We start from the raw sequence: 23,568 nt of genomic DNA on the forward strand, positions 1-23,568 counted from the left end.
AATAAGCCAAAAAGAAATAGAAAGAAAGCACTAATTTTGTTTAGGTCTAGCCAATATACAAAGGACATAAATTATCTATACTTTCTTCTAAATTTTAACTGTTAATAGAATTTTAGAGAAGCTATAATTTTATTAAATAATTGGAGTGCAAATGGAGAGGGGTTAAGGGGAAGATGTTGAAAAAATGGTCATTGCTCTTGATGTTAGCCTTGCTAGTAGTAGCATCATTGGGCTGGAACGGCGGGGTATCTTACGCAGCTACCACAGAATATACTTGGGACAAGTACAAGGGTACTGAGGTGAAGACATATAGATTGACTGCAGTACCTGGAAGAATAGAATATATGGATCAGGAAAGTTTTTTTGCCGCTTTAAGCCAAACCCCAAATGTGTATGGAGATTTCAGCGGCTATAAAACGGGGAAAACAACTGGAGTTGTAACCGTAAGCATAACGGATGCGGTTTACAAATTTACAGTTACTGATTTTCTTCGCGATCAAGAGCCTGAGGTTGTAGAGTATATCAATCCCAGAGGTGGAATTCCTCATAGATGGAATGGAACTAGTGATATTCGAATTTTTATGAGAGGGTCAGAAGCGACTTCTTTGTCTGAGCTGTTTTATGAGGGGACATCAAGTGAAGGACGCTTTCAATTTAATCCTGACGATATATATTTAGTTACATTCTGGTCCAGTACCGTAAGACCTATCAGTGGTATGTCTGCTGAAGCGCTAATAGAGGAAGGACCTCACACGTTTATAAATCGGGAGCTTGTAGGCCAAGTAACAAGCGAAGATCCTGCAGCTTATCCGCAAGATGGGATTTCAGAGAGTTACTATTATGTTTTTAATGGTGCTATTACAAAAGAATAACCCAGATGATATAGGATGGCTAATAAGTGATCCAAATAAGTAAGTGAGAGTGATCTGCAATAGTAGAGATAACATAGTGTATACCCATCCGGGACTATATACATGATGTTATCTTTTTTATTTCTACGCTGGCAATGAGAACATACAGTGATGGAAGAAAAGGGTTGAAAATTTGATTTCCAATGAAAACCATTTTAAATGATCGGGATATATGGCTTTAAAATAATGACGATTTAACGGATTATACAGCATACCTAAAGCGACTTTTTTTACTGTCTTTATTCAAACCTAGGGAGATTATTCCGATAATTCAAGTATATACAGTTTGGTGTCACTGATTATGAGAATTCGTTTGAAAACAAAAGAGATAATTTTCACAAATGAAAAGGAGCACAGGGGGAAGTGATCTGGTATTACATCATAAAGGAGGGGAAATGCTCTAGAATCTTATGAAATGTAAAAAAGAGTTACAACGAATTAGGCGGTACATGGCTGGTTTACTAGCTGTTTGGTTGTTCTGCGTACATACTGTACCTGTTTTTGCAGACAGGGCCTTTAACGATATTGAGCATTCCTACGCTGCTGATGCGATTGAAGCCATGGCTTCTCAAGGGGTTGTTACTGGTTATCACGATGGCAGCTTCCGGCCCATAGATTTTATTTCGCGGCAGGAGTGGGCGAGTATCTTTGCTAAAACCGTAAAACGAACGTCGAACACCAGAAGTGTTGTTCCTTTTACAGATGTGTCGCCGTGGGCTTTATCTTATGTGCAGACCCTGCAGGAAGAGAACATTACCAAAGGAATTAGTGATCAGTTATTCGGTGCAAAGCACAATATGACTCGCCAGGATATGGCAGTTTGGTATGCCAGGTATTTCGGTGTTTCTGAAGATACCCGCGCTTCCAGTATATCCAGTTTTGTGGATCAGTCTGATATATCAGACTATGCACAAACGAGCGTATGGCTGATGGAACGGTTGGAACTGATGGAGGGGGATACAAATCACTATTTCCACCCCAAAGAGTCTGTGAAACGGCAGGATGCTACACTGGTTGCTTATCGGATATGGCTAGGCGGTGACGATCTGAGAGAACGTGCCAAGCGTTTGCTGGAGTCATTAGGAAATGGAGCAGCAACGACAAATCAGCCGATCAGCCTACCAGAATCGAAGAAGGTAGTGGTCGACCTGGCGCCGGAAATTAGTCACCAGCGTGCGAATCCAGAAATCGAAGAGCCTAAAAGCCATAGTCCAAGGCCCGATCCACCGGACTCGCCGATAACACCAACAGAGCCGAAGCCTGAACCGCCAGTTATACCACCGGGACCTGGCCCTAAACCACCAGAGACACCGCCAGTAATACCGCCAGTAACGCCGCCGCCACCGGGACCGAAACCGAAACCACCGGTGATTCCACCGGATCATTCCTCGGATTTTGTAGTGGATGAGGTTGTAATCAAGGCGCCGGAGTTGGTAAATCAACCGGAAACGTATCCTGCATATCAGCTGTCCTTTCAGCTATACAATGAAGGACGCTTGGTAAGCATTCCCGATGTCAGCGTCACAAGTGTCACTTACACATTTAGTGATACATTAGGTGTTTTTGATGAACAAGGGAAAATCGCGCGTTCCCAAAATATTCCTGATGCTGATGGTTACATCCCTGTAGAGATAGAAGTCACAATTGCCAAACCCTATCGGGTACTTAAAGCACAGACCAAGCTGATCGTGAAAGGGAAGACTCCTCCAGTAGAGGACCCGAGTGTAATCAGTTCCGTATACTTGGCGACATACACCATTTCACAGGCCACTACTCTAGACCCTGTAGCCTGGAGTATGCCCTATGTATTTCAAAATGCAAAGGGAGAGGTCATACCGCCAGGTTTGTTGCCGTCAGACTTGAAGCTTCGGATAGAGGATTCCAGAGGCATATTTGACGAGGATGGACATATTGCCAATCTGCATCTGATTCCTACAGTGAACTCTGTCATTCCATTCAAGATCGAGGTTGAATCACCATCTCAGGGAATTCACTTCATAACCGATGCCGAGTTAACGGTAGTACCGGGAGAGCGCAAAAAGCAATATTTTGCTGTCTCAATGATGCTACAGGGACAAGATGCGGGCAGTACGACCACGGTAGACCAAATTGAGCAGGCTCGTCAATTGCTGATGGATCAATTTGGCCCCAACTTAAAAGTGACCTGGGCCATGGAAAATAGATTTGTTTTTGTAGAAACGAATCGCCCGCAGCTTAAAAAGGTTTTGGAATATGTGGATCAGTACGGTGATGAAGTCGGGATTTTGGACGGGTATCCGAATAATCTGTACGCACTCCCTGAATGGGAAGCACGGATGAACGAGTGGTTGTATATGTATCGTTATAATGCACTCAATGAGCTGCACCAATCCGGGTCGTTGGGATCACCTTCGGTGTTTGAAAGCATGGATACAGACCAATACCGGAAGTATCTGCCTAAATCATTGACCAGTTTTACGGTGAACCCTGAGCAGGCCCAATGGCTTAAAGATCATTTTAAGATCACTTCAGCGATGGGGTGGTCGGCTACACAGTATAATGTTAACAGCATGTATGGTGAAGGTTCACCTTTGATGCCTTACTGGTCCAATAAGGATAATCCGATTGTTCCAGCACAGGGGCTTGCAAATAATAGTGGTATCGTGTTTATGAACTCGATTACGATTGATCCCATTGGATCACGCTATACAAAGGATTCCTCACGCTGGACTCTCCATCCAGGCGACCCATATGTGACTGAAACGGATGCGGCACCACAACTGTATATAGCACAGCAATATTTAGATAACCCGTATCAACGTTTAAATACGGTAAACTACATGTCCATTATTTTGGACATCAACTGGCTTGCCAAGAACCATAACATGTCTCAAATATGGGAGAACTTTGTGAATCACTTCCCTGCTGACCGCGAGGTCGAGATTGTGGGAGTGGACGGGCTGAAACAGATTTATGAATCGTTAGCTGGATCGAATAATGATCATACGGAATTTTCGCTCATGTTTAGGGGTTCCGGCATTAAGGCAGTTATGGACTCCAATAATTCACCAGCCAATCTGCGTTACTTGTGGACTGAAAATGCTTCACAGCGGATCATTTTATCCAAGGAGGATGGAGATACGGCATGGTCCATTATTGATTTTACCGACTATACCCGAAATCCGGTTCCCAAAACACCATTCAACCTGGATAGGAACACGGATGTAAGCTATGTCACCGGAAGAAACTTCAAGCTAAAGCCTACGGCTCCGTTAACAGCAGAGGAAATTCAGCGCGTTAAGGATCGTTTGAAGGAGATTTACTTCGCAGAAGAAGTGAACTATCAGTAAGAACAAGAACCGAGAGCATATCGCTTTCGGTTCTTTTTGGTCTACTCGTCCTTTAGTTATACCCATTCAATAACTTGATCCGCAGGTCGCCGAGTTTTTCCACGCGGCTCATTCAGACGGTATCCAAAAGCCACCATGCAGGAAATGCCGAAATGCTCGGCATCCATGATGCCTTCTTCGGAAAGAATTTGTTCAATTTTGTTTTTATTAAAACCTTCGATCGGACAGGAGTCAATTCCGATTTGAGCTGCCGCTGTCATCATATTGCCCAGTGCGATGTAGGTTTGTCGGCAACCCCACTCGAACATCGCTCTTTCATTTTCCTCCAGCTCAAAATCCGATTTCAGGAAGTCATCATATACCTTTGCTTTGCCTTGAGCCACTTCAGCAGGCAATTGCTGTACGTTTTCCATTACACCCTTGATATATTCGGATGAGGCCAACATGTCTTTAGGCAGTCTGGAGAGAATGAGTACAAAATGGCTCGCTGTAGGTAGCTGTTTTTTGGCTCCCCAAGAGTACGGGAGCAGCTTCTCACGCATGGCGTTACTTTGGACGACAACGAATCTCCAGGGTTCAAAGCCGAACGAGCTGGGGGATAAACGACCTGTTTCGAGAATAAAATCGAAGTCCGAGTCGCTGATTTTCTTATGGCTGTCAAATTCTTTGGTAGCATGTCTGAACTCATATGCAGATAAGATTTGATTTTTAGCAGTTGTTAAGGTTTCCATAGTTCATTCACTCCTTGTGAATAATGATTGAATTGACGCTTATCAAGTGGCATGCTTAATATTAGAATATACATGACCGTTTTAGAAGTACGCACATTAATGTGCTGTAGTATACAAAATGATACTAGGAGGAAAAATACCTATGCGAAATCGGAAAGGCGGCTTTGGAGAATGTCCCGATGGAAAGGAACAGGCCTGCCCGGTGGAGTACACACTGGATGTGATTGGAGGCAAATGGAAAGGGATTCTCTTATATCATCTAATGTATGGAACCAAGCGGTTTAGTGAGTTTCGGCGAATCTGTCCGGGGATCACTCAGCGCATGCTGACGCTCCAGTTACGCGAGCTGGAAGAGGATGGTGTAGTTCACCGTGAAGTCTATCAGCAAGTTCCTCCCAAAGTCGAATATTCTCTAACCGAATTTGGAAGAACTCTGACTCCGATTATTAACTTAATGAAGGATTGGGGAGAAGAATATAAAACCAGGCATCGTTCATCAGAAAGCTGCATGGAGCCATCCAAGCCCGGCTTGTAGAGGGATGTTCATCTATCAATACAGGTACGCGAAAAAGGCACTTACGATCGTATGCTAGAGCATATATCGTAGTGCCTTTTACGCTTTATCAATAAGAGCATTTTGCATAAATCCAGTGAGAGACTGGAATCAAATGATTCATAAGAATGAACCACTCATCGGATGATTTGGTCAGGTATTCTCCAGTTCCTCTCTTTTTTGAAGCTTCGATTTTAAGTTGACAGCAGGGAAGCTGCCTGATATATTTCATACGATATTGATAATCATTATCACGCAATTGAAAAGGTCAATTTTACAATACATAGGGGGCTAATATGTTGAAGAAAAAATCGTTTTTTATTTTGGCTGCAATGATGCTCGTATTGTCTATATTCGTTAGCGCTTGCGGCGGAAACAGCAATGGAAGTAATTCCGCTTCATCTCCAGGAGATAAGCAAGAGTCAGCTTCCACTGGAGAGAAAAATGCTGATACGACAGACGGTCAGATGCGAAGCTTTAAAACGGTCAAAGGGGATATTCAAATTCCGGCCAAACCGCAGCGTATTGTGACGGATTTTTACGGCGGAGAATTACTGTCCGTAGGGGCTAATGTGGTGGGTGTGGAGCCGACGGCCTTTCAAAATCCTTTCATAACTGCTTTGCTCAAGGAAAAAGGGACCAAAGAGGTGGGTGACCCGACCAATTTGGAGAAGACGCTGGAACTCAAGCCCGATCTGATTGTGGTGATGAAGGATACCAACTATGAGGCATTGTCCAAAATTGCACCTACGCTGTATATTCCTTACGGAACGACTACGAATATTTACGATACGGTCAAGCTGTTTGGTGATATCACCGGGGAGAAAGAGAAAGCAGAGCAATTTATTGCTGCATTTGATAAAAAGGCTGCCGAAGGCCGCGAACGTCTTAAAGGCGTCATTGATCCCAATGCTACCTTTGGTCTGTATGAGCTGACGGACAAAAACGCTCTTTGGATTTTCGGTGACAATGCAGGTCGTGGAGGACAAGCGGTATACAATGCACTCAAGCTGAACATGCCGAAGAAAACGACCAACTCCAAGGAACAAACCGTACAGCTTTCGCTGGAGGTATTGCCACAGTACGCCGCAGATTATATGTTTCTGACAACCTATGACCCGGAGAAAAAGGGAGACGCGCTTAAGCAGTTGAAATCGTCCGCTGTGTGGGGGAACCTGCCTGCGGTGAAGAACAATAGAGTGTTCTTTAACGACTTTGATACGTACTATCGCTATGATCCTATCGCCATTACCGGGCAGATTGATATGATCGTGGATATGCTGATTGAAAGAGAAACAGAGAATAAAGCGAAAAAATAAGTATATGATCCACATTCGTAAGCATTTTACTACATGGGCAGTATGGCCGTGGGTGAGGTGCTTTTTTTGTGAGATCGTTTTTTGTTGCAATCGGTTACATTCTAAGATATCCAAAACAAATCAATTCCAAAAAAAATAGCCTCCAAAAACCCATGCTTAGAGATGGATTTGGAGGTTATTTCTTAGCCCGTTATTCGGCTGCGTACGATCAATAAGGTTTGCGCTTTGATTTGTCCAATTTCACGAATGAGTGCAGCCGTTTTCGCTTCATAGGCGTGTTTGGCATCCAAATCTTTCAGGGAAGCAAGGTTAATGTCAACGGTGAGCAGGGCGGATTGGGCGGCAGCCTCGAACAGGATCGCCCCTATGCCGAGATCAGAAATGACATTTTTGTTGGACAGCTCCACGATACTGTAGGCACGCTGCATTCCGTCCCGGCATACTTCCAGCAAACGCATCGGCACCTCAATGGCGGCGATCACCGCGGTCTGTAGGGAATGGGTTCGATAGCGTTTTTCTTCGTCTGTTTCTTTGGGCAAGCGCAATGCGGTCATGTATTGTTCAAAGGATTGAATGTCTGCGTTCATCAGTTCCTCACAGCGTGTGGACAGGTTTTCCATGCTGTGAATCACTTCGGCGATTTGTCCATGAACATGCGCGTACTTTTCTCCTTGGGAAAGGTTGGCGGTCATGGAGGTCATAGCCGCGCCCAGTGCCGCTGCCAGTGCGGATACACTTCCTCCGCCGGGAGTAGGTGCTGCACTTCCAGCCTCTCTTAGAAAATGTCCGATGGAATCACTCCACGACAATTCACTCATGAATAGGCCACCTCTCTGGAGTAGTGTTGCAGATCAATCGCTTTGAGCAGATTTTTGTACAAGATTGCAGTCGTTAATGTGCCGACACCGCCGGGAACCGGAGAAATCGCATGTACCTTTTCCCCAACGTCCAAAGCGGCATCCCCCACTATTTTTCCCTCCAGCGTCTCGTTAATTCCCGCATCTACCAAAATCAAACCGGGATGAACCATATCCTGTGTAATCACATCAGGGCATCCGACTGCGACAAAGGCAATGTCTGCATGGCTCAAATGCTCTGCAATATCACGTGTGCCTGCATGACAGGCGGTAACGGTGGCATTTTCTCTTTGCAGCATGTGAAAAAGGGGGAGTCCCACTGTCTGTCCTATGCCGACAAGGGTGACATTTTTGCCTGCCAATGTGTGACCGTAATGCTTGAGCAGCTCAATACAGGCTTGAGGCGTAGCGGGATACAACCCGGCTTCACCTGTAACGGTAGCCAGCTTGTTGCCTGGGGTAATTCCATCAATATCCTTGTATGGGGCGATGGATTGTTTAATGGCGGAGGCGGATAGATGCTGGGGAAGAGGCAATTCCAGCATAATACCATGTACATGAGAGGCTTCGTTCAGGCTGCCGATCAGGTGAAGGAGTTCAGCTTCGCTTACATGGCGGTCAAAGGTATGAAGATGAAAGGAGATGCCCAGCTTCTCCGCTATTTTTTGCTTGGTCCGGGCGTAGTAGGCAGAGGCCGGATCACCTTCTACCAACAGTGTTGCCAAATGAGGGAGATGCCCTTGCTGTTTCATTTGTTCTACTTTGTTACGGATCGTTGCATACACTTGCTCAGCTGCTTCTTTGGATTTCATAATGATAGCCATAGTCTGAACCTCCTCTGAATTTATCGCATGATGGAATCAACAGGGTGTCATGGTCTTGTAAAACGAAAAAAAGTATTTGCACAAGGTCGTCACAACAGACGAATCCTCTGCAAATACTTCTCCCAGGCGAACGGCACGCTTTCATTGTATGCTCCCTCGTGGTTGATTCCACTGACTTCGCCAGTCACATACAGCGTTATTTACCTTATATTTTAACAAATAATCTTCCGAAAAGAAACCCGTGAACAATTGGCAAAGAGGTCATGTTATTTGTCTATATGACAAATGTCATATTCCCGAACTGACGTTTATGACTACATCCAACACAGGTATCCCCTTATACTGAGGTTAGATCAACATGTACGCCTGACGAGATCAAAGTATGGGCGTCATTTTAAAGGAGGATCATAAATAAGTATGACACAACTCCCATTAGCCCAATTGAAAAAAAATATGGCTCCCTACGAGAAAATAAACACGAAATCCAGCGTTCTGCAACTCATTAACACCCTGGGTCCACTGATTCTGCTATGGTATGCCGCTTATCTTAGTCTGTCGGTATCGTATTGGCTGACTCTTCCGATTACTATTATTACTTCCGGATTTGTTATACGAGCATTTATCATTTTTCATGATTGCGGTCATCAATCGTTCTTCAAAAGCCGCAGGCTGAATGACATTGTGGGCACGATTACAGGTATTATTACACTTTGCCCGTATGACCAATGGAAAAATAGCCACGCGATCCACCATGCAACCAGCAGTAATCTGGACAAACGGGGCACAGGTGATATGTGGGTGCTTACGGTGGAAGAGTATGTAGAAGCTTCTGCATGGACACGACTGGCTTATCGTGTATACCGGAGTCCATGGGGTATGTTCGGACTCGGTCCGATCTACACTTTTTTGATTTCCTATCGCTTTAACACAAAGAAGGCAAAACGCAAGGAAAAAATAAACACCTATTTGACGAATGTATCCCTCGTCGTATTGTACGCTCTGTTGTGCTGGGCCATCGGATGGCAGAATTTTGTTTTGATACAGGCACCTATTTTTTTTGTATCAGGTGTGCTGGGAATCTGGTTGTTCTATGTACAACATCAGTTTGAGGATTCGTATTTTGAGCATGATGAAGAGTGGAGCTATATTAATGCAGCCGTAGAAGGCAGCTCTTATTATAAGCTTCCTAAGGTGTTGCAATGGATTACGGGCAATATCGGCTTCCATCACGTTCATCATTTGAGTCCGAAAGTACCGAATTACAATTTGGAGAAGGCGCATGATGCCACCCCGCAGCTTCAAAAAGCGACGACTATCACGGTGAGCACAAGTCTGCAATCTCTGAAGTTCCGGCTTTGGGATGAAAGCACGAAAACCTTTTTGACCTTTAAACAAGTGAAGCCGTTGCTCAGCAAACGTGCTGCCGTTACGAAACCCGTCCCCACACCTGTTGTGAGTACGGAAAGAAAATAACTTTGTACGAAACACGGTATGATAAGATAAGGGATATAAGCTGAATTAGTGAAATGATAAAGGGTGGGCAGGATGCAAAAATGGTATCAGATTTTTCAAAGAAATACGGGACTTAACCCTTATGTATGGGTCGTCTTTTATATCCTGCCCTTCTATTTTTTTAGCTCCTCATCTACAAGCCATATTGTGCTGGGTACCATCATTATTTTAGTGTTTTTTGCTTGTTATGTACTGGCTTTTGTCGCTCAAGGTTGGCTGATCTACTTCTGGACCAGTGTACAGATTGCGATATCCATTACCATGACGTTGTTATTCAGCTATATGTATTTCTCGATATTTATCGCTTTCCTGATTGGTAATATCAAAAGCAAGGCCGCATTCACTACATTGTATATTGTTCTGATGGTCTGTACCATTGGATTGATCAATTATGGTTTTGTTTCTGGAAATCCTGTTTTTATTAAGCAGATTCCCTTTATTCTGCTGAATCTGCTTGGTGTAATCTTGATTCCGATAACCACTTTTAACCGAAATAAAAGTGATCGGCTTCAAGTGCAATTAGAGGATGCCAATAAGAAAATATCGGAATTGATTAAGCTGGAGGAGCGGCAAAGAATTGCGCGCGACCTGCATGATACTCTCGGTCAAAAGCTGTCACTCATCGGACTGAAAAGTGATTTGGCTGGCAAGCTGATGGATCAGTACCCGGAGCGGGCTCACGCTGAAATTAACGATGTTCGTCTTACGGCGAGAAGTGCGTTAAAAGAAGTGCGGGAAATGGTCACTCAGATGCGAGGTATGCGATTAGAGGATGAATTACTGCGTATTCGGCAGATTTTAAAGGCTGCTCACATTGAATTCACCTTGGAGGGCGACCCAAAGCTGGAGCATACGTCTTTGATGAACGAGAATGTGCTTAGTATGTGCATGAAAGAGGCGGTGACCAATGTGGTGAAGCACAGTGGCGCTACAGCCTGCTCCATTACCATTGAGCCGTCTCGTAAGGAGCTGACCCTTCGGATTCAGGACAATGGAGTCGGCGTTACGGGAGAAAGTGCAGCCTTTCGGGGGAATGGTCTGCAAGGGATGAAGGAACGGCTCGAATTTGTGAACGGGTGTATGGAGCTGCGTTCAGATCAGGGAACGGCCCTGATCATAAAAGTGCCGAATATTACTGAAAAGCCAAATGAGGAGGTGGGGCCATGATTCGAATCGTCATTGCGGAAGACCAGCGTATGCTGCTGGGTGCTTTGGCCTCCCTGCTGGACTTGGAAGAGGACATGAAAGTAGTCGGAAAAGCAAGCAACGGGGAAGAGGCTTTAGAGCTGGTCAAGCTGCATCAGCCAGATATATGCATCATGGATATCGAAATGCCAATCAAAAGCGGATTGGATGCGGCTGAGGAACTCAAAGGCTTGAATTGCAAGGTGCTGATTCTGACCACATTTGCCCGTCCCGGATATTTTGAACGGGCCATCAAGGCAGGCACGCACGGTTATCTGCTCAAGGACAGTCCCAGTGAAGAACTGGCTTCCTCGATTAGAAGTATTATGGCAGGCCGCCGCATTTATGCTCCAGAGCTGGTCGATGATGCTTATGCGGAAGTTAACCCGCTGACCGAGCGTGAGAAGACCGTCTTGTCGCTCATTGCTGATGGGAAGAACACCAAAGAGATTGCCGGTGAGCTGTACCTAACGACAGGAACGGTGCGCAATTACATTTCAGTCATTCTGGATAAGCTGGGTGTCAGCAATCGAATTGAGGCGATTACGCGTTTTAATGAAAAAGGCTGGTTTAAATAAGCGTAAGGCAGAAATGTTCAAGGAGAAACAGGGGAGCTATGAAGGAAGACATAGCTCCCCTGTTTTGTTGTTTTATCGGAGGATACATAAGAGAAAGTATATGCCTTTAGTCTACTTCCTTGTGATACAATAGGATAGCTGTCCATGGGATGGACCGTAGTACAAGGAGGAACGGAATCGTATGAAACAAGCCCCATTTATAGCCGTTGAAGGGCCGATCGGAGCAGGAAAAACGACGTTGGCTTCCATGCTTTCAACGGAGCTGCATATGCCGATTATTAAAGAGATTGTCGAGGAGAACCCGTTTCTCGATAAATTTTATCAAAATATAGATGAGTGGAGCTTCCAACTGGAAATGTTCTTTCTCTGCAATCGGTACAAGCAACTGGAGGATACTGGCCTGCAATATATTGAGAAGGCACAGCCTGTTATTTCCGACTATCATATTTATAAAAATCTGATTTTTGCTGAGCGAACCCTAAAGGGTGTGAAGCTCGAAAAATATCGCCAAATCTATCATTTGCTCACCGACGATATGCCTAAGCCGGATATGATCATCTATATTAAGGCCGATTTGGATACGTTGCTGGGCAGAATTCGCAAACGGGCGCGCTCCTTTGAACAGGAGATGGACCCGGCATATCTGGAGCAGCTCATCACCGATTATGATAATGGCATACAATTTCTTGCCAAACAGGCTCCTTTTCCCAAGATATTGACCGTTAACGGGAATGAGATTGATTTTGTAGAAAACCGAGCACAATTTGAACAGATTGTTTCTGATGTAAAGGAGCTTATTCAATGAATAAATACAACATTCCCGCGAATGCCCTGATTACGGTAGCGGGCACGGTAGGTGTGGGGAAATCCACACTAACGGCTGCTTTGGCTGAACGCCTGGGCTTTAAAACCTCACTGGAGAAGGTGGATCATAATCCATATCTGGAGAAGTTTTATCACGATTTCGAAAGATGGAGCTTTCATCTACAAATTTATTTTCTGGCCGAGCGCTTCAAGGAGCAAAAAAATATTTTCTTATCCGGTGGAGGCTTTGTGCAGGACCGTTCGATTTATGAGGACACAGGAATTTTTGCGAAAATGCATGCCGATCAGGGGACGATGAACCCTACGGATTATGAAACGTATACCAGTTTGTTTGAGGCGATGGTGATGACACCGTTTTTCCCGCACCCGGATGTGCTGGTCTACCTGGAAGGCAGCTTGCCATCCATACTGAGCCGGATCGAGGAGCGCGGTCGTGAAATGGAAATCCAGACCGAACGATCTTATTGGGAGCAAATGTATCGCAGATATTCCAATTGGATCAACGAGTTCGATGCCTGTCCTGTGCTGCGTCTGAACATTGATGAATATGACGTGCATGATCCCGCTTCTATGGATGCCATTTTGGTAGAGGTAGGCAAGGTAATTTCTAAATAAATAAAAATTGTTGACCGTCCGTGAGGACGGTTTTTTTGTGTTACACATTTCTAAAAGCCTTGCACATCTGTGCAGGTAAGCACGCTGAAAATGATCCATCAGGAATATGGATTGGCGATCATGAAGCTGGTATATTTTGATTGATGGATATAGGAACATATGTTCTTTTCTGTGCTTTCTTATTCATTGTCGTGGTATAATATGAGCAGATGGAGTTGATTCTAGTGGTAGAAATGCTGGACCCCCGCAATGACTTTTTGTTTAAGCGCATTTTCGGAAGCGAGGAAAATCGTGATGTGCTTTTAACTTTTCTAAATCGTACCTTTGAGGAAGCGGGGAAACCTCCATTAACGGAAATTGTCCTTTTGAATCCGTATACGGATAAGGACGCACCGCATGATAAGCAGTCTATTTTGGATATTCGGGCCAGAACGACGGAAGGTCAGCTCATTAATGTGGAGATGCAGCTTTTCAATAAGTATGACATGGATAAGCGAACTTTGTTTTATTGGAGTAAGCAGTATGCAGGACAATTGTACGAAGGCCAATCCTATAAGCTGCTGAGAAAGTGTGTAACGATCAACATTTTGAATTATTCCTTCCTACCGAACAGCCGTTATCATAATGTGTTTCATTTGACAGAGGACCGTACGGGCATTTCGTTTAGTGATGATATGGAGTTACATTTTTTGGAACTTACCAAACTGGATGAACACGAGATTCCGGCTGGTAGCGGTGGCTTGGTCAACTGGCTTCTGTTTCTAAAGGGAAGTAATCTATCTCAATGGGAGGTACTAGCCATGAATGAACCCGGTTTGAAAAAGGCGATGACTACGCTGGAGTTTCTAAGTCAGGATAAAGAGGCGCGTTTACAGTATGAAGCCCGACAAAAGTACCTGCATGATGAGGCTTCCATGATCGAAGGCGCAAGGGAAGAAGGTTTGAAGCTAGGTAAGGCAGAGGGAAAGGCAGAAGGTAAAGCAGAAGGTAAAGTTGAAGGAGAGCGCCAGAAGGCAATTGAAATCGCACGAAATATGCTGAATATGGGGCTTGAAATTGAAGTGATTGTAAAAGCATCTGGCTTATCCGAGCCAGAGGTGCGTTCGCTGAAAGTATAAATTAGAAACAGCATTCAAGGACTGTGGTACAATCAGAATGAATTTGGCTGATGGCCGCAGTCTTTTTTTGTCGAATGAGAAGCTCTAAGGACGAAGTATGCCTAACCGTATAGTGGACAAGCTTAAGCTAGAATGCGAGAATAGATACATATATTAAATGTAAATGACTCACGGGGAAGGATGGGATACTGTGATACGTTTTGGTATTGTTGGAACCAACTGGATAACGGAGAGATTTATTCAAGCCGCGGTAGAGACGGACGAATTTGCCCTGACGGCGGTGTACTCACGAACAGAGGATAAAGGCAAAGCCTTTGCCGCCAAGTACAGCAGCCATCCGGAGGTATTTACAGACTTGGCGCAAATGGCTGCAAGTGATCAGGTGGATGCCGTATACATTGCCAGTCCCAACTCCTTGCATGCGGAGCAAGCGATTGTGTGTATGAATCACGGAAAGCACGTGCTGTGCGAGAAGCCGCTTGCCTCCAATGCAACGGAGGTGCAGAGCATGATTGAGGCTGCGCGCAACAATGATGTTTTGCTGATGGAGGCCATTAAGTCCACGCTTATGCCAAACTTTAAAATCGTTAAGGACCATATGTATAAAATTGGTCGGGTCCGGCGTTATTTTGCAAGTTATTGTCAATATTCATCACGCTTTGATGCTTTTAAGCAAGGAAAAGTGCTGAATGCCTTTAATCCGTCTTTTTCGAATGGCTCCTTGATGGATCTTGGGGTTTATTGCCTGTATCCTATGGTGGCATTGTTCGGCAAACCGGAGGAAGTTCGCGCGGTTGGCGTGCTCTTGTCCTCTGGTGTAGATGGGGAAGGCAGCATCGCTATGCGATATCCGGATATGGACGCCGTCGTCATGCATTCCAAGATTACCGATTCATATTTGCCTGCCGAAATTCAGGGTGAGAATGGAACGATGGTGATCGACAAAATTAGCCAGCCGTATGAGGTGAAAATTCATTATCGGGACGGCACGATTGAGGATCTGACGAAAGCACAGACCCGTGAACCGATGTATTATGAAATTCAGGAGTTTATTGATCTGATTAAAAGCGGAGAACGTAATAGCTCCATTAATTCACTGGAGTGTTCACTCGCAGTCGCTGAAGTGATGGAGGATGCAAGACAGCAGATTGGTCTTCGTTTTGAAGCGGATTTGAAAAATACGTCTGCACATTAGTTGGTTAGTGATTAACGATACCCTTTAACACGGGAGACAGGGCTGCCGGTTTTGCGAATTTTGCAAACATCCGGTCGGCCTTTTTTGGTTCTATATGTCCAATAGTGTAAGCGGCTGTGATCACAGGAGGATGAAGGATGTATTCATTTTTATTGACAGATTCTCCTTCTTGTCTTAAGGTGTTAACCATACGGTATATAGTTAAATAATCCCACCTCCGGTATAAAAGGAGCCAAAGGAGCTTTTTTTAGGCTATAATTCCGATTAATTCAACCGGATTACTAAAAAAGTGGGAATGCAGAGGTGCAGATGTAAGGAGGTAAGCAGGTTTGATTAAGTTTGAACAGGTCAGCAAAATATTTTCTTTGCCCAATCGAAAGGTAAGTGCACTGGAAGAGGTTTCGTTATCCGTTGAAAAAGGAGAGATTTTCGGCGTCATTGGCTTCAGTGGAGCAGGTAAAAGCACGCTATTGCGGCTTGTGAATTTGCTGGAGCGTCCCTCGGGAGGGCGAATTGTCGTGAATGATCAGGATATTACCCGTATACGGCCCAAGGAGCTAAGGGACTTAAGAAGGCGGATCGGGATGGTGTTCCAGACTTTTAATTTATTCAACTCGCGTACCGTGTATGGGAATCTGGCATATCCACTGAAGCTGGCCAAACTGCCAAAGGCGCAGATTGATGCTCGTGTTAAGGAACTGCTGCAATTTGTAGGGCTGGAGGACAAGGCAGATTCCTATCCAGAGCAGCTATCTGGCGGTCAAAAGCAGCGGGTTGGCATTGCCAGAGCACTGGCGAACTCGCCGGATATTCTGATATGTGATGAAGCAACCTCTGCGCTCGACCCGGAGACGACAGAAGATATATTAAAGCTGTTGAAAAAGGTCAATGAGGAATATCAGATTACGATCTTACTCATTACCCATGAAATGAACGTGATCCGTAGTATCTGTGACCGTGTCGCGGTGATGGAGAATGGCAGGGTGATAGAACAGGGCAATGTGTTCGATGTATTCGCCAATCCACAGACGAAAACGACGAGAAATTTTATTCGCTCAGTGCTGAATGATCAGCTATCACCCAAACTACTGAGCAAGATTCGGGAGCACCATGCCGGACGGCTGTACAGACTTATTTTTCGGGATGGGGCGACAAGTGAACCCGTGCTGTCGAGGGCTACACGCAAATACAATCTGGATTACAACATCGTATACGGCAGCATTAATGAGCTACAGGGAGCGCTGTTCGGCAGCCTCATTGTGGAGTTGATCGGGGCCAAAGACGAGGTTGATAAGGTCGTGGAAGAACTGCGAACGACGGTAGAAGTCAGGGAGGTCGTCGATCATGAGAGTTAATTGGGATACATTTTGGCTGAAGGTGGTGGAGGCTACAGGAGAAACGCTTCTGATGGTTGTCGTCACGCTGGTTTTCGCCAGTATTTTGGGGCTTGCCATTGGTTTGTTGTTGTATGTGACACGCAAAGGGAGCCTGTTTGAAAACAAATTTGTATTTATGCTTCTGAATTTGCTGATTAATATCATCCGGCCGATTCCATTTATTATTTTCCTGGTAGCGATTAGCCCGTTTACACGCTTGATTATGGGGACCACCATTGGCACTTCGGCGGCTATTTTCCCGATGACCATTGTAGCTGCCTTTGCTGTAGCGAGGATTGTGGAAAATAATCTGGTTTCCATCGACCCGGGGATGATTGAAGCGGCCAAGGCGTTGGGGGCGACTCCTTATCAGATCATCACGGGTGTGCTGATTCGGGAAGCGTTGGGACCTTTAATTCTCGGGCTGACGTCTATTACAGTGGCATTGATTGACTTCTCTGCAATGGCTGGCACCGTAGGCGGGGGAGGTTTGGGGAATCTGGCGATGACCTATGGTTATCAACGGTTCGATACCTCGGTCATGATTGTCACGATTGTTTTGCTGATCATTTTTGTACAGGTTGCCCAATATGCGGGGAACTACCTGTCACGTAAATTTTTACGACGCTGATTTGAAATCAGGTATCTTACATAACGATTAAAGGGGAAATGGACATGAAAAAAATGATTCGTTTGGGTTTGCTCGCTATTCTTAGTGTATCTCTTCTTTCTGCGTGCTCGGCTAACGGTTCAGGCTCAGGTGCAAATGAAAAGGTGCATGTTAAAATCGGGGTTTCCGGGTCGGAAGACACATATTGGGATGTGCTCAAGAAGAAAGCGGAGGCTAAAAATATTGAAATCGAGCTGATCAGCTTTTCGGATTACACGTTGCCCAACAAGGCACTTGCCAATAAAGAGGTGGATTTGAACTCCTTTCAGCACTTGGCTTTCCTCAGTCAGTTCAACGTGGAAAATGATCTGAATATCGTTCCCGTTGGTGCAACGGTCATTGCTCCGATGGCGCTGTACTCCGAAAAATTCAAAAATGTATCGGAACTTCCTGACGGCTCCAAAATTGCTATACCGGATGATCCCTCCAATCAGGGACGTGCTTTGAAGCTGCTCCAGTCTGCCGGGCTGATTGAATTGAAGAAGGATGCAGGCTTGTATCCAACCACGGATGAGATTGAAGGCAATCCGAAAAAGCTGGAGATCGTTCCTGTCGTCGCCCAACAGACGCCGCGTGTGTTGTCTGATGTAGCAGCTTCGGCTGTGAATAGTGGTGTCGCTACAGATGCCGGGTTCAAGCTGGACGCGTCCATTTACAAGGATGATGCAAGTAGCGAGGAAGCGAAGCCTTATGTCAACGTATTTGCCGCCCGTGCGGAGGATAAGGACAATGCAACCTACCAAACGATTGTGGATTTGTACCATGATCCGGAGGTAGCGGAGGCTGTAAAACAGGATTCCAAAGGAGCCAACGTCGTGGTAGACCAGTCTGCGGAGGAACTACAGGCTACATTAGATAAGCTGGTGGCGGATGTCAAAGCGCAAAAGAAATAAGGGTGTTTGAAAAACAGGATTGAAAGCATATGATTCCAAAAAAAGAGGAGAGATTGCGATGAGTGCAACGAACACGGTGGATACGCACAAGCAGCGGATTGTAGAACACATCGAGGGTTCCCGGGCGCTCTATACGGAGACGAGTCGGTTTATTCATGCCAACCCTGAAATCGGGAATCAGGAATTTCAAGCTTCCCGGGCGCTGACAGATATTTTGCAGCAGGCGGGTTTTGAGATAACCCGTAACGTGGCGGGTCACGAAACCGGATTTGTTGCCCGCAAGGCTTCGACCCGACAAGGTCCGAAAATCGGATACCTGGCGGAATATGACGCGTTGCCTGGCCTGGGCCATGCTTGCGGGCATAACATTATCGGGACGGCGAGTACGGCTGCCGCCATCGCCTTGGCGCAGGTGATTGACGAGACGGGAGGCGAGGTGTATGTATTCGGCACTCCGGCAGAGGAAGGTGGGCCTAATGGCAGTGCGAAGGGAAGCTTCGTAAAGCATGGGCTGTTCGAAGGGATTGACGCTGCGCTGATGGTTCATCCGTCTGGTGTAACCCGGCTGACTTCGCCAAGCCTGGCGGTTGACCCGCTGGACTTTCATTTTTACGGCAAAGCGGCTCATGCAGCCGGATCACCGGAGCAGGGGATTAATGCGCTGGATGCGGTTCTTCAATTGTTCAGCGGCATCAATGCCTTGCGTCAGCAGCTTCCCACCGATGTACGGATTCACGGCATTATTACGCATGGGGGAGACGCACCCAATATTATCCCGGATTATGCATCTGCACGCTTTTTCATCCGGGCAAGCACTTGGCAGCGAACGGAGGAGGTTTCCGCGAAGGTTCGTAATATCGCAGAAGCTGCCGCATTGGCAACAGGGGCTACCGTGAAGATCGAACGTTTTCAAAATGAAGTGCGTGATTTCATTCTGAATGATACGCTGGATGAAGTTGTAGGCCGGGAACTGGAAGCGCTGGGAGAACAATTGGATCGTGGACCACGTGGCGGAATCGGCTCGACAGATGCGGGCAATGTAAGCCACGTCATTCCCACTGCGCATGCCTACATTAAAATCGGATCGGACGATCTGATTGCACATACGGTGGAATTTCGGGAAGCGGCCGGCTCTGCCAAGGGAGAGGAAGCCTTAGTGACTGGCGCGAAGGCGTTGGCCTTGTCGGGGTTGCAGCTCCTGGTAGATGAAGCGCTGCTGGCTGCGGTGAAAGAAGATTTTAAACGCACGCATTTAGCGGCACAGTAAGCATCATCGGTGATGTAAAGGAGAGCGATCTGATCTGAGCATTGCACTTCGAAAATTGGTGCTGTGATATAAGCCGATTTTAATTGCTTCTATATTAATAGTATAAAAGGATATCCTACAGTCTTGTTGGCTGCTTGGATATCCTTTTTCATTTTTTTATGGGACGTCTGCTGCTGTGCTCGTAATACTTACGCCCTGTTCGGAAGCTGGTAAAACGTACATAATGCTATTAACAGGTTCAACGTTTAAAAGTATATGTTGCAATAGTATAAACTGAGGGACGGATAAGTGGCTAGAGATTTCCAAGCAAAATATAGGAGGCTGAAACGATGGCTTATCAAGAAATCAACGGAGTGCGAGTGTGGGGAGTACCCGATTCAGGGGCGTTATCTCAAGCCCGTACTTGTGCAGAGAACGGTAATGTGATTCAAGCGCTGCTGATGGCGGATCATCATAAAGGCTACAGTCAGCCGATTGGCGGCGTGATGGTATATGACGGACAAATTTCACCTTCGGGTGTCGGATATGATATCGGATGCGGAAACAAGGCGGTTAGGACCAAGCTGTCCGCAGCAGATATTTTGCCACGTATTCCATCCATTATGGATGAGATTGCACGTCATATTTCCTTTGGCGTAGGCCGTATAAATGCGGTTCAGGTAGACCATGAGCTGTTCGATGACCCGGATTGGGCGGTATATGCTGCGATTGGGAAACAGGAGCATGACAAGCTGAAATCCTTGGCGAGAGACCAGTTGGGTACGGTGGGGAGTGGTAATCATTTTGTTGACGTATTCGTGGAGGAAGCGACAGGTCAGGTCTGGATTGCGAATCATTTTGGAAGCCGGGGCTTTGGACACAAAACAGCAAGCGGATTTCTAAACTTGGCGGCAGGACGGGAGTTTCTCGGAAAAGCGCCGGGAGAGCATATGGATCAACCGCCAGTGCTGCTGGACATGAATAGTGAGTTGGGGGATATGTACTACCGTGCGATGCGGCTTGCCGGACGTTATGCTTATGCGGGACGGGATTATGTAATAGATCAGGTGCTTGGTATTATGGGCACCGAAGCGGACTTTGCCGTGCATAATCACCATAATTACGCTTGGAAAGAGCAGCATGATGGACGTGACACGATTGTAGTCCGCAAAGGTGCTACTCCCTCGGCTCCTGGTCAAACGGGTTTTATTGGCGGAAGCATGGGCGATATTTCGGTGATTGTACGCGGGAAGGATACGGTAGAAAATTGCGATTCCTACTATAGTACAGTTCATGGTGCAGGACGCATTATGAGCCGTACGCAGGCAGCCGGTAAAATGAACTGGAAAACCCGTACGCGCAGCGGCGGGCAGATTACGGACTTGCAGATGAAGGAAGCCGTTCAGAACTATGGTGTCGAGCTGCGCGGAGCGGGTACGGATGAAAGCCCGTTCGTTTACCGCAAGCTGCGCGAGGTGCTGGACGCTCATGCTGAGACGGTGGAGGTTCTGCATGAGCTCAAGCCTATTGGAGTATGTATGGCGGGGGCGAATGAGTTCGATCCGTATAAGGACTAATGAAAAGATTTAGTAATAAAAAGAGACTATATACGGCAGAAACGATCATTCGCCGGATATAGTCTCTTTTGAGTATTATAGTAACTTTAAGTCTTACAGCTGGTCCGCAAACAGCTGTTCTTTGATATAAGAGACTGGCATTTCCTGGCCTGTCCACAGCTCGAAAGCAAGTGCGCCCTGCCACAGCATCATGCCCAGACCGTTAATGGCGGTTGCACCTACGGATTCAGCTTGTTCCATCAGCTTGGATTTAGCCGGGCTGTATACTACATCGGTTACGATCAGGTCGGAACGAAGCATGGATACATCTTCAATCACACTTTTGCCTTCCAGCGGTTTCATGCCGACGCCTGTACCGTTAGCGAAGATATGACTTGTGCGGATCTCTTCACGCAGTTGTTCTTGATCTTCCAGAGGATATATATTCGCTTTGACTTGGGTGTGTTTCATATCTTCATTAATAATACGGACATTTTCTTCTGCACGGGCAAAGAACTGATCATTACGGGCAAAGATTGAAATTTCAGCCAGACCTGCTTGAGCCGCTTCAATAGCAATGGGTGTAGCTGCACCGCCAGAGCCGACGAGTGTCATTTTTTTGCCTTTCAGATCAATACCGTGTTCACGCAAGTTGCGAACATAACCAGATCCGTCTGTGCTGTAGCCTTTCAGCTTACCATCCGTGTTCACGACGGTGTTGACGGCACCTGTAAATTTAGCGCTGTCGTCCAACTCGTCAAGGTACTGCACAATGGCTGTTTTGTTTGGCATGGACACGTTATAACCGCGTATGTTCAGAGCACGCATCCCCCGTACCACTTCTTCCAGTTGTTCATTTCCTACTTCAAAGGCCATATACGCGTTGTTCAGGCCCAGTTTTTCAAACGCAAGATTATGCATAGCCGGGGACAAAGAATGTCCGATCGGTGTAGCAAGCAGTCCGATTAATTGTGTTCTTCCGTCAATACGTCCAGCATTTTTCATGATATAAGCCTCCAAGTTATCTGTGTAGTTTAATGAAATACTTTTTTATATCGATAAGCAACAAACACGGCCAGCAAAATACTGACTACGGCAATCGCAATATCCAGAATGAACACGGAAGTAATTCCGAGGCTCTTGGACATGCCCCCGGTAGCTAACGGCATCAGAATGAACGAAAGACTGGCTGCAATGTTCACGAGAGAAGTCGTAGTTCCTTTATTCTTGCGGAAAAATTCAGTCATAACGGTGAGAGCAATTTGGAATATACCTGCGGTAGACAATCCGATTAAGAACGAACTGATTATAGTAGCGACAGGATTGTGCCATGTAATTAAAGCCAGCAAGGAAAGCAAGGCAATAAACGGATACACAATCATGACGGTAACCGGTTTAATGAATCTGCCAAGTACCACGGCTAGCAGAATAACGGAAACCAACGAACCTATACTATAGTAGCTTAGCAGTTTAATAGCACTGGCTTTGTCCATGCCAAGAGCTTCTTGTCCAAAGGTAGGAAGCCATAGCTGCACGACCATGAACAATAGAGTGGAAGTAAAACCGATAATGATCAGAGAGAGCCCCTCTTGCCAAAACTTAGGCTCACTTCGGAATGTATCCATGGATTGAGCAGCCTCGGTTGTAGCCTTTTGTTCCTCCATTTTGTGATTGGGAAAGGCTGTCATCGACAAGAAGATACCACTCAGCAGATAAATACCTGCCGGAATAAAGAAGGAGTAGCCATAGAACATATTGTGATCGATAAAGAATGCAATCATGAACGGAATAACAATGGCACCGATAGAAACGGATGCTTTGACCAAGACCGTTGCAGATCCGGCTTTTTTTCCGAAACCTTCAATTAATGCGGGATACGTTCCCGAATCCATCATGGAGTTACAAAGCCCTGCGATAATAGCAAATACGAATGCCAACGTATAGTTGGGTGCAAGGGGAATACCGATCAGGAAAATTAAATAAGCAAATGATGCAATCACAACGAGTGGCTTTCTTCCATACTTGTCTGACATTTTCCCGGCTACCCCGAGCGCCAGCAGCTTGCCGATCCCGATGGCTGACACCAGATAACCGATGGCAGCCTTATCCGTGTTCAATTGCACGGTCAGGAAGCTCATATTCGAGGAGAGAATAACATTGATCATACCCAGAAGAAAATAGTTGATGTAAAGCCCTGTTGCCATTCTGATATAAGGATTTTTCATGAGTATAGCTCCCAACTTAATTTTTAGATCAATGGTTTAATAGTGAAAAA

General features: G+C 45.8%; 22 protein-coding genes and 1 riboswitch. Of the genes, 16 read left to right on the plus strand and 6 right to left on the minus strand.

Going from position 1 to position 23,568, the window contains the following annotated elements; genetic code table 11:
* Positions 1-173: 173 nt before the first annotated feature.
* A complete protein-coding gene (locus ABIA61_RS10070; protein ID WP_283654726.1) occupies positions 174-872 on the plus strand; it encodes a hypothetical protein in 699 nt (232 codons plus the stop codon).
* Between the two features lie 488 nt (positions 873-1,360).
* On the plus strand, positions 1,361-4,240 hold the full coding sequence (locus ABIA61_RS10075) for an S-layer homology domain-containing protein (RefSeq protein ID WP_404580115.1): 2,880 nt from the start codon (positions 1,361-1,363) through the stop codon (positions 4,238-4,240).
* Between the two features lie 56 nt (positions 4,241-4,296).
* Here ABIA61_RS10075 and ABIA61_RS10080 read toward each other — a convergent pair whose 3' ends face one another.
* Entirely contained in the window at positions 4,297-4,971 is a 675-nt protein-coding gene (locus ABIA61_RS10080; protein WP_283654728.1) for an NAD(P)H-dependent oxidoreductase, read from the minus strand.
* Positions 4,972-5,113: 142 nt separating this feature from the next.
* Here ABIA61_RS10080 and ABIA61_RS10085 point away from each other — a divergent pair, with 142 nt between their 5' ends.
* Complete coding sequence (locus tag ABIA61_RS10085) at positions 5,114-5,506, plus strand: winged helix-turn-helix transcriptional regulator (protein ID WP_404580673.1); 393 nt, start codon at positions 5,114-5,116, stop codon at positions 5,504-5,506.
* Between the two features lie 314 nt (positions 5,507-5,820).
* Positions 5,821-6,843: an ABC transporter substrate-binding protein gene (locus tag ABIA61_RS10090; protein ID WP_283654729.1), complete on the plus strand. Its 1,023-nt coding sequence runs from the start codon at positions 5,821-5,823 to the stop codon at positions 6,841-6,843.
* Between the two features lie 182 nt (positions 6,844-7,025).
* Here the strand turns inward: ABIA61_RS10090 and ABIA61_RS10095 are convergent, their stop codons facing one another.
* Complete coding sequence (locus ABIA61_RS10095; RefSeq protein ID WP_404521062.1) at positions 7,026-7,661, minus strand: cyclodeaminase/cyclohydrolase family protein; 636 nt, start codon at positions 7,659-7,661, stop codon at positions 7,026-7,028.
* On the minus strand, positions 7,658-8,524 hold the full coding sequence (locus ABIA61_RS10100; RefSeq protein WP_404521063.1) for a bifunctional 5,10-methylenetetrahydrofolate dehydrogenase/5,10-methenyltetrahydrofolate cyclohydrolase: 867 nt from the start codon (positions 8,522-8,524) through the stop codon (positions 7,658-7,660). Before ABIA61_RS10100 ends, ABIA61_RS10095 begins: the two co-directional genes overlap by 4 nt.
* A 113-nt stretch (positions 8,525-8,637) precedes the next feature.
* Positions 8,638-8,722: riboswitch (ZMP/ZTP riboswitch) on the minus strand.
* A gap of 219 nt (positions 8,723-8,941) precedes the next feature.
* Between ABIA61_RS10100 and desA the strand changes: the two genes are divergently transcribed.
* The 7 genes from desA (at position 8,942) to ABIA61_RS10135 (ending at position 15,552) form a co-directional block, all read left to right on the plus strand.
* Positions 8,942-9,997, plus strand: a complete 1,056-nt coding sequence (desA, locus tag ABIA61_RS10105) for a Delta(5) desaturase DesA (RefSeq protein ID WP_404580674.1) — start codon at positions 8,942-8,944, stop codon at positions 9,995-9,997.
* Positions 9,998-10,069: 72 nt separating this feature from the next.
* The gene (locus ABIA61_RS10110; protein WP_283654732.1) at positions 10,070-11,203 is read left to right on the plus strand and encodes a sensor histidine kinase; all 1,134 of its coding nucleotides are present in this window, start codon (positions 10,070-10,072) and stop codon (positions 11,201-11,203) included.
* Positions 11,200-11,799: a response regulator transcription factor gene (locus ABIA61_RS10115; protein WP_283654733.1), complete on the plus strand. Its 600-nt coding sequence runs from the start codon at positions 11,200-11,202 to the stop codon at positions 11,797-11,799. Before ABIA61_RS10110 ends, ABIA61_RS10115 begins: the two co-directional genes overlap by 4 nt.
* A 181-nt stretch (positions 11,800-11,980) precedes the next feature.
* Positions 11,981-12,604 (plus strand): deoxynucleoside kinase, encoded by a 624-nt coding sequence (locus ABIA61_RS10120; protein ID WP_283654734.1) that lies wholly within the window; start codon positions 11,981-11,983, stop codon positions 12,602-12,604.
* Positions 12,601-13,239 carry a deoxynucleoside kinase gene (locus tag ABIA61_RS10125; RefSeq protein ID WP_283654735.1) on the plus strand — a complete coding sequence of 213 codons (639 nt, stop codon included), beginning with the start codon at positions 12,601-12,603 and terminating at the stop codon, positions 13,237-13,239. Before ABIA61_RS10120 ends, ABIA61_RS10125 begins: the two co-directional genes overlap by 4 nt.
* Before the next feature lie 209 nt (positions 13,240-13,448).
* Entirely contained in the window at positions 13,449-14,357 is a 909-nt protein-coding gene (locus tag ABIA61_RS10130) for an Rpn family recombination-promoting nuclease/putative transposase (protein WP_283654736.1), read from the plus strand.
* Positions 14,358-14,550: 193 nt separating this feature from the next.
* Complete coding sequence (locus ABIA61_RS10135; RefSeq protein ID WP_283656195.1) at positions 14,551-15,552, plus strand: Gfo/Idh/MocA family protein; 1,002 nt, start codon at positions 14,551-14,553, stop codon at positions 15,550-15,552.
* 4 nt (positions 15,553-15,556) lie between these two features.
* Here the strand turns inward: ABIA61_RS10135 and ABIA61_RS10140 are convergent, their stop codons facing one another.
* Positions 15,557-15,742 (minus strand): hypothetical protein, encoded by a 186-nt coding sequence (locus ABIA61_RS10140; protein ID WP_404580675.1) that lies wholly within the window; start codon positions 15,740-15,742, stop codon positions 15,557-15,559.
* 139 nt (positions 15,743-15,881) lie between these two features.
* On the opposite strand from ABIA61_RS10140, the gene ABIA61_RS10145 reads away from it, so the two are divergent.
* The 5 genes from ABIA61_RS10145 to ABIA61_RS10165 all read left to right on the plus strand — a co-directional run bounded on the left by ABIA61_RS10145 (position 15,882) and on the right by ABIA61_RS10165 (position 21,314).
* Positions 15,882-16,907 (plus strand): methionine ABC transporter ATP-binding protein, encoded by a 1,026-nt coding sequence (locus tag ABIA61_RS10145; RefSeq protein ID WP_283654737.1) that lies wholly within the window; start codon positions 15,882-15,884, stop codon positions 16,905-16,907.
* Positions 16,897-17,559, plus strand: a complete 663-nt coding sequence (locus ABIA61_RS10150; RefSeq protein ID WP_404580676.1) for a methionine ABC transporter permease — start codon at positions 16,897-16,899, stop codon at positions 17,557-17,559. Before ABIA61_RS10145 ends, ABIA61_RS10150 begins: the two co-directional genes overlap by 11 nt.
* Positions 17,560-17,603: 44 nt before the next feature.
* On the plus strand, positions 17,604-18,491 hold the full coding sequence (locus ABIA61_RS10155) for a MetQ/NlpA family ABC transporter substrate-binding protein (protein ID WP_283654739.1): 888 nt from the start codon (positions 17,604-17,606) through the stop codon (positions 18,489-18,491).
* A 58-nt stretch (positions 18,492-18,549) separates the two neighbouring features.
* Positions 18,550-19,758 carry a M20 family metallopeptidase gene (locus ABIA61_RS10160; RefSeq protein ID WP_283654740.1) on the plus strand — a complete coding sequence of 403 codons (1,209 nt, stop codon included), beginning with the start codon at positions 18,550-18,552 and terminating at the stop codon, positions 19,756-19,758.
* Between the two features lie 329 nt (positions 19,759-20,087).
* Positions 20,088-21,314, plus strand: coding sequence for an RtcB family protein (locus tag ABIA61_RS10165; protein WP_404521066.1), 1,227 nt, complete (start codon positions 20,088-20,090; stop codon positions 21,312-21,314).
* A 93-nt stretch (positions 21,315-21,407) separates the two neighbouring features.
* Here ABIA61_RS10165 and ABIA61_RS10170 read toward each other — a convergent pair whose 3' ends face one another.
* Together ABIA61_RS10170 and ABIA61_RS10175 are read right to left on the minus strand one after the other, a co-directional pair.
* Positions 21,408-22,298: a shikimate dehydrogenase gene (locus ABIA61_RS10170; protein ID WP_404580677.1), complete on the minus strand. Its 891-nt coding sequence runs from the start codon at positions 22,296-22,298 to the stop codon at positions 21,408-21,410.
* A gap of 29 nt (positions 22,299-22,327) precedes the next feature.
* Positions 22,328-23,518 carry an MFS transporter gene (locus tag ABIA61_RS10175; protein WP_283654743.1) on the minus strand — a complete coding sequence of 397 codons (1,191 nt, stop codon included), beginning with the start codon at positions 23,516-23,518 and terminating at the stop codon, positions 22,328-22,330.
* Between the last annotated feature and the right edge of the window lie 50 nt (positions 23,519-23,568).

This window comes from Paenibacillus sp. RC21, assembly GCF_044907935.1.
GTDB classification, from domain to species: domain Bacteria; phylum Bacillota; class Bacilli; order Paenibacillales; family Paenibacillaceae; genus Paenibacillus; species Paenibacillus terrae_A.

Coding starts and splice junctions, on each gene's coding strand:
- ABIA61_RS10070 (WP_283654726.1), top strand. CDS start 174: ATGTTGAAAAAATGGTCATTGCTCTTGATGTTAGCCTTGCTAGTAGTA.
- ABIA61_RS10075 (WP_404580115.1), top strand. CDS start 1,361: ATGGCTGGTTTACTAGCTGTTTGGTTGTTCTGCGTACATACTGTACCT.
- ABIA61_RS10080 (WP_283654728.1), bottom strand. CDS start 4,971: ATGGAAACCTTAACAACTGCTAAAAATCAAATCTTATCTGCATATGAG.
- ABIA61_RS10085 (WP_404580673.1), top strand. CDS start 5,114: ATGCGAAATCGGAAAGGCGGCTTTGGAGAATGTCCCGATGGAAAGGAA.
- ABIA61_RS10090 (WP_283654729.1), top strand. CDS start 5,821: ATGTTGAAGAAAAAATCGTTTTTTATTTTGGCTGCAATGATGCTCGTA.
- ABIA61_RS10095 (WP_404521062.1), bottom strand. CDS start 7,661: ATGAGTGAATTGTCGTGGAGTGATTCCATCGGACATTTTCTAAGAGAG.
- ABIA61_RS10100 (WP_404521063.1), bottom strand. CDS start 8,524: ATGGCTATCATTATGAAATCCAAAGAAGCAGCTGAGCAAGTGTATGCA.
- desA (WP_404580674.1), top strand. CDS start 8,942: ATGACACAACTCCCATTAGCCCAATTGAAAAAAAATATGGCTCCCTAC.
- ABIA61_RS10110 (WP_283654732.1), top strand. CDS start 10,070: ATGCAAAAATGGTATCAGATTTTTCAAAGAAATACGGGACTTAACCCT.
- ABIA61_RS10115 (WP_283654733.1), top strand. CDS start 11,200: ATGATTCGAATCGTCATTGCGGAAGACCAGCGTATGCTGCTGGGTGCT.
- ABIA61_RS10120 (WP_283654734.1), top strand. CDS start 11,981: ATGAAACAAGCCCCATTTATAGCCGTTGAAGGGCCGATCGGAGCAGGA.
- ABIA61_RS10125 (WP_283654735.1), top strand. CDS start 12,601: ATGAATAAATACAACATTCCCGCGAATGCCCTGATTACGGTAGCGGGC.
- ABIA61_RS10130 (WP_283654736.1), top strand. CDS start 13,449: ATGGAGTTGATTCTAGTGGTAGAAATGCTGGACCCCCGCAATGACTTT.
- ABIA61_RS10140 (WP_404580675.1), bottom strand. CDS start 15,742: ATGGTTAACACCTTAAGACAAGAAGGAGAATCTGTCAATAAAAATGAA.
- ABIA61_RS10150 (WP_404580676.1), top strand. CDS start 16,897: ATGAGAGTTAATTGGGATACATTTTGGCTGAAGGTGGTGGAGGCTACA.
- ABIA61_RS10155 (WP_283654739.1), top strand. CDS start 17,604: ATGAAAAAAATGATTCGTTTGGGTTTGCTCGCTATTCTTAGTGTATCT.
- ABIA61_RS10160 (WP_283654740.1), top strand. CDS start 18,550: ATGAGTGCAACGAACACGGTGGATACGCACAAGCAGCGGATTGTAGAA.
- ABIA61_RS10165 (WP_404521066.1), top strand. CDS start 20,088: ATGGCTTATCAAGAAATCAACGGAGTGCGAGTGTGGGGAGTACCCGAT.
- ABIA61_RS10170 (WP_404580677.1), bottom strand. CDS start 22,298: ATGAAAAATGCTGGACGTATTGACGGAAGAACACAATTAATCGGACTG.
- ABIA61_RS10175 (WP_283654743.1), bottom strand. CDS start 23,518: ATGAAAAATCCTTATATCAGAATGGCAACAGGGCTTTACATCAACTAT.